General features: G+C 52.6%; 5 protein-coding genes. All 5 read left to right on the top strand.

Going from position 1 to position 5,434, the window contains the following annotated elements; genetic code table 11:
* Nucleotides 1-46 precede the first annotated feature (46 nt).
* Nucleotides 47-1,195, top strand: a complete 1,149-nt coding sequence (locus tag H6F43_RS09950; protein ID WP_190342626.1) for an acyl-CoA dehydrogenase family protein — start codon at nt 47-49, stop codon at nt 1,193-1,195.
* Between the two features lie 235 nt (nt 1,196-1,430).
* Nucleotides 1,431-3,038 carry an ABC transporter substrate-binding protein gene (locus H6F43_RS09945; protein WP_190342627.1) on the top strand — a complete coding sequence of 536 codons (1,608 nt, stop codon included), beginning with the start codon at nt 1,431-1,433 and terminating at the stop codon, nt 3,036-3,038.
* 5 nt (nt 3,039-3,043) lie between these two features.
* Nucleotides 3,044-3,892 carry a nitrate ABC transporter permease gene (gene ntrB, locus H6F43_RS09940; RefSeq protein ID WP_190342625.1) on the top strand — a complete coding sequence of 283 codons (849 nt, stop codon included), beginning with the start codon at nt 3,044-3,046 and terminating at the stop codon, nt 3,890-3,892.
* A gap of 142 nt (nt 3,893-4,034) precedes the next feature.
* Nucleotides 4,035-4,919 carry an ABC transporter ATP-binding protein gene (locus H6F43_RS09935; protein WP_190342624.1) on the top strand — a complete coding sequence of 295 codons (885 nt, stop codon included), beginning with the start codon at nt 4,035-4,037 and terminating at the stop codon, nt 4,917-4,919.
* Between the two features lie 155 nt (nt 4,920-5,074).
* Nucleotides 5,075-5,434: cyanase (gene cynS, locus H6F43_RS09930; protein ID WP_190342623.1), on the top strand; the 360-nt coding region annotated here is incomplete at its 3' end.

Raw genomic sequence — 5,434 nt, 5'->3', positions numbered from 1 at the left:
AATAGAGTACGGATTCGGTCCATCTTACCTGTTGCCAAAAATAACTATGCAAGCGGTTTCAAGTGCTATTTCCGATCGCGTGCTGCCATCCGATCGCCCATCTGCCGCCATGCTGGCTCGGCTAAAGGGGGCGATCGCAACAGACCTCGCGCCTCTGGTGTCTGACATTGACCTGCGTGGCAAGTATCCCAGCTCATTTCTGCATCGGGTGGGTGAAATTGGCGGCTTCGGGCAGGCGGTATCGCTTGAGTACGGCGGCTCTGGAAATGGCATTTGGTCAGCCATTCAGGTGATTGAAGCCATTTCTCAGGAGTGTCTCTGCACAGGGTTTATGAGCTGGTGCCAGATTGCCTGCACGTGGTACATGCAGAACAGCGACAATCCGCACTTAAAGCAGCAGATTCTTCCCCTTGTGGCGACCGGAAAGGTGCTAGGTGGAACGGGGTTGTCTAATCCGATGAAGCACTTTGCTGGAATTGAGAAAATCGCGCTGATCGCAGAGCGTAAGTCGGGTGGATACGTGCTGAATGGAATGCTGCCGTGGGTGTCGAATGTGGGTCCGGGGCACTACTTCGGCATTGCCGCTCAATTGCTTGATCAGGATGACTACCTGATGGCGATCGTTTCAGATGACCTCGCGGGACTGACACTGCGGCAAAACGCGCATTTTATTGCCCTGGAAGGCAGCAACACGTTTAGCTGTGTATTTCGAGATGTATTTGTACCAGACGAGCAAATTTTGGCGGCTCCCTGCACCGAATACCTCACCCGCATTCGTCCGGGTTTCATCCTGACCCAGGTAGGGATGGGGTTGGGATTGGTGGCAAGCTGTATTGAGCTGATGGAACGCTCCAACCAGCGGTACGGACACGTGAATCAGTTTCTAGACGATCAGGCAGACGAGCTAGCAGCAGATTTGCGCGTTGCTCGACAAACCACGCAGCAGTTAGCAGATGAATTAACCGATCGAAATTCCAGCGATCGGGCGCTGCTAAGAGCCGTGATTCAAGCCCGAATTACCGCATCAGAACTGTCTCTTCGCGCTTCCCAAGCCGCGATGCTGCACGCGGGAGCTAGGGGCTACCTTCACGGTGCCGCTGTCGAGCGAAAATTGCGCGAGTCGTACTTCGTTGCGATCGTGACGCCTGCGCTCAAACAGTTAAAAAAGATGCTGCACGATCTGAGCACACTGTAGATTACAGCCGTTGTTCATTTGGCAAATTCATGCTGGATAATTCGAGCGTTCAACTAATGTTTGAACGCTCGTTTCTAGTATCAGCTATTTAGCATTTCAAGGTTTATTTACTCTGCTGTTTGCTGTGATCAACAATCAGCTATTCTGATTCAATTCGTATTCAGAAATACAAAAAAATATTAAAGAATTTGCTAACTTTTCATTGAATGATGAGTGGTTGAATAAACTTGCAATGATGCCTACCCTTCCAGAGTTTTCTAGGTCGATCGGTGCCTACTCTCTCGATAGTTTTAGTAGCTCACTTTTTTGCCCCTGCGGTGGGTCGCATGGGGCAGACGACCATTGGAGATTTATGGAGGGAATGCCCCAAGATCCCGCTGAGTTAGTGAGCGATTTGATCAAAATGGGGCATTACTCCAACGATGCTTTAAAGCTGGGTCAGGCGCTGACATATGCAGAGTTTAAGAAAGCGTTAGTGCTGCAACTCATCGAACAAGCAGAGCCAGAGCAGCAGCAGCTTTGCAACGAACTGATTGCGCTAGCGGGTGGGCTAGAAGAAGCCTTTGCCGCTGCGTTTGGTCCCAACGCCACTGAGTTTTTCGGAGATGCCGTGCGGCTGAGCCAGTTTCGTCGGCGAGATTTCCTGATTAAAGTGGCAGCGGCAGCAGCAGTGGTGACGATCGCCAGTTGCGCAGGCGGCAACCAGCAAGGACAGAACACCGAATCCTCCCCAACCGCAGGAGCCGGAGCTGGCAAATTGGAAAAACCGAATTTAACGATCGGCTTTATTCCGATCGCCTGCTCGATTCCGATCGTGGTTTCGGAACCCGCTGGCATTTACAAGAAATACGGCTTGAACGTCACCCTGAAAAAGATGCCAAACTGGGCAGCTGTGAGAGAATCCGCCATCGCGGGTGAATTGGATGCCTATCACATGCTGTCTCCCATGCCGATCGCGATTTCGATGGGCTTAGGCTCGACGGCATTTCCAATCAAACTTGCCAGCATTGAAAATATCAATGGGCAATCGATCACCGTTGCGAACAAGCACAAAGATAAGATCAAAGGCCCGGCAGATTTCAAGGGCATGACGATCGGCATTCCCTTCCCTTACTCAATGCACAATCTGCTGGTGCGCTACTATCTGGCATCGGCAGGTTTAGACCCCGACAAAGACGTGAAGCTTGAGATCGTGCCGCCGCCGGATTCGGTCGCAAAAATGGGAGCCGGACAGCTAGATGCGTTCTTGATGCCAGATAACTTTGGTCAGCGGGCAGTATTTGAAAAGATTGGCTTCATTCATCTGCTGACTAAGGACCTGTGGGATGGTCACCCGTGCTGTGCCTTTGCGGCGGGTCAGTCGTGGATCGATGCCAACCCCAACACCTTCCGCACGGTAAACAAGGCAATCATTGAAGCGGCAAGCTATGCCAACGATCCCAAAAACCGGGAAACGGTTGCGAAGCAAATGTCTGAGCGCAAGTACCTAAACCAACCGGAACCTGTGCTGACTGCTGTAATGACAGGCAAGTTCGAGAACGGGCTGGGGCAAACGTTGGATGTGCCCGATCGCATTCAATTCGATCCCTATCCCTGGAAGAGCTTCGCGAAGTGGATTTCGACTCAGCTAGTGCGGTGGGATTTGATGCCCAGCGACCAAGCAAAATACCAGGAAATTGCCGATCGCATTTACATGACCGATTTAGCGCGCGATTTGGCAAAGGATTTGGGACAAACGCCGCCCGCTGAGCCAACCCGCGTAGAAAAGCTGAAGTTCGACACGTTCGATCCAACCAAAGCGGATACCTACGTGCAGGACCAGATTAAGCAATTTGGGGTTTAAGCAGCATGGCAAATTCCTCACCCGCCTGGACATCTGCTCGATCGCGTCGCTCCTCACAACCGCCCTGGTTCCAAAATTCCAACGTGCAGGCGTTTGCCCTGTTCCTGCTGCTGTTGGGCGGCATCCTGATCCTATGGGAACTGGGCGTTCACTTCCAGGTGTTTTCTCCCGTAATGCCCTCGGCTAGTCGGACGATCGTCGACTTCTGGGGCTGGATTTCGGACCCGTTTTACGACAACGGACCCAACGATAAAGGAGTCGGGCTTCACCTGCTTGCCAGCTTGCAGCGGGTGGTGACGGGCTTTTTGATTGGCACGGCGATCGCGGTGCCGCTGGGCGTGGCGATCGGCTTATCGGACGTGGTCTCGAAGGCAGTAGACCCGTTTATCCAGCTGCTTCGTCCGGTCTCGCCGCTTGCCTGGTTACCTTTAGGACTTGGCATGCTCAAGAGTTCCGAGGGAACGGCGCTGTTTGTAATTGCGATTACGAGCATCTGGCCCACCCTGATCAATACCAAATTTGGCGTCAGCAATGTTTCCCGCGACTACCTAAACGTGGCGCGGACGCTGGGCGCTTCTCGCTGGCGGACAATCTGGAAGATTATTCTGCCTGCTGCCGCGCCCAGTATTGTCTCTGGTTTGCGAATCAGCATCGGCATTTCCTGGCTCGTAATTGTTGCCGCAGAGATGATCGTCGGTGGCACCGGGATTGGCGGCTTTGTTTGGGCGGAATGGAATAGCCTCAACGTGACCAGCATCATCACCGCCATTGTGGTGATCGGGCTGGTGGGAATTTTGCTCGATCGCCTGCTGGGACTGCTGCAAGCCTGGGTTTCGTTTGGACAGCGATCGTAGAATCAAGAACTCGAAATTCATCGTTGCGCAAGCCTCAGAGGTTTTAATCAAGAATCCAGCATCGCGACCGACACAGTGGCTTAAACCTCCGAGGTTCTGGTCAAACTCGATCTCCATCCAAAATTCAGAATTCAAAATTAAGATGACGCTCCCTCGCACCGACTCACCCGTTTCAAAGGTTGACACCACGGCTCAACTGGTTCTTCAGGATGTCTTTAAGATCTATCCGGGGCGACAGAGCTGGCAGGACAAACTGCTGCGGCGCACGTCGTCGGATTATGTGGCGATCGGGGACATTAATCTGGAAATTGCCGCTAACACGTTTGTGTCGATTATTGGTCCGTCGGGCTGCGGTAAATCGACGCTGCTGAATATTATTGCTGGGCTGACGTTGCCCAGTCGTGGAGCTGTTTTGATTAACGGTGTGGAGGTGCAGCGTCCCGGTCCCGATCGCGGCGTGATCTTCCAAAACTATTCGCTGATGCCGTGGATGACGGTGGCTGAAAACATTCGTTTTGCGGTTGAAACAGTGCATCCAAGCATGCCGATCGCTCAGCAGAAAGACGTTGTGCGAGAGTACATTGAGCTAGTGGGCTTGCAGGGCGCGGAGCGGAAGCATCCCCACGAACTCTCGGGTGGCATGAAGCAGCGCGTTGGAATTGCCAGGGCGCTGGCGATCGATCCACAAATGCTGCTGATGGATGAGCCGTTTGGAGCGCTGGATGCGCTGACTCGGGGCTTTTTGCAGGATGAGATCGAGCGCATTTGGGAGCAGCGGCGCAAAACCGTGGTGCTGATCACCCACAGCATCGAAGAAGCGCTCTTGCTGTCGGACAAAATTGTCATGATGAGTCGAGGTCCCGCTGCTCAGATTGTGGAAGTTCTGGATGTGCCGTTTCCACGTCCGCGCAAGCGGGAACGGCTGGATCAGTATCCGGCTTACCACGAACTGAAAGCAGAGCTGGAGTCGCATTTGTCGCGAGAAACTCGCGCTGTAGAGGAATCTCGCATTCGGATGCCTGCTTGATGCCAATTCAGAATTCGCAATTCGCAATTCGGAATTGCAAATGCTCGATTTTATCGACGGTTCAGTTGTTCGATCGGTCGCTGGATTTTAGAGAATTGGTATAACTGTTGCTTGTTGATTGAATGTTGATTCGTTACTTGTTGAGGAGTTGAAAGATGTCAGGTGAAGTTCCCGCAATTACTGAGAAACTGCTGGCTGCCAAGAAAGCAAAAGGATTAACCTTCACGGATTTAGAAGCCGTTGTCGGCAGAGATGAGGTTTGGATTGCAGCGGTGTTTTATCGCCAAGCGAGCACGTCTGAGGACGAAGCTAGTAAGCTGCTTCAGGCGCTGGATCTGAGTCAAGACTTGGTGCCGGAGCTAACGGCTTCCTCGGTAAAAGGCTTGGGTCCGATCGTTCCCACCGATCCGCTGATCTATCGCTTCTACGAAATCATGCAGGTGTACGGCATGCCGATTAAAGAAATCATCCATGAGAAATTCGGCGACGGCATCATGAGCGCGATCGACTTCACG

The organism is Leptolyngbya sp. FACHB-36, assembly GCF_014695955.1.
Lineage (GTDB): Bacteria > Cyanobacteriota > Cyanobacteriia > Leptolyngbyales > Leptolyngbyaceae > FACHB-36.
This window is presented reverse-complemented; position numbering and strand designations above follow the sequence as displayed.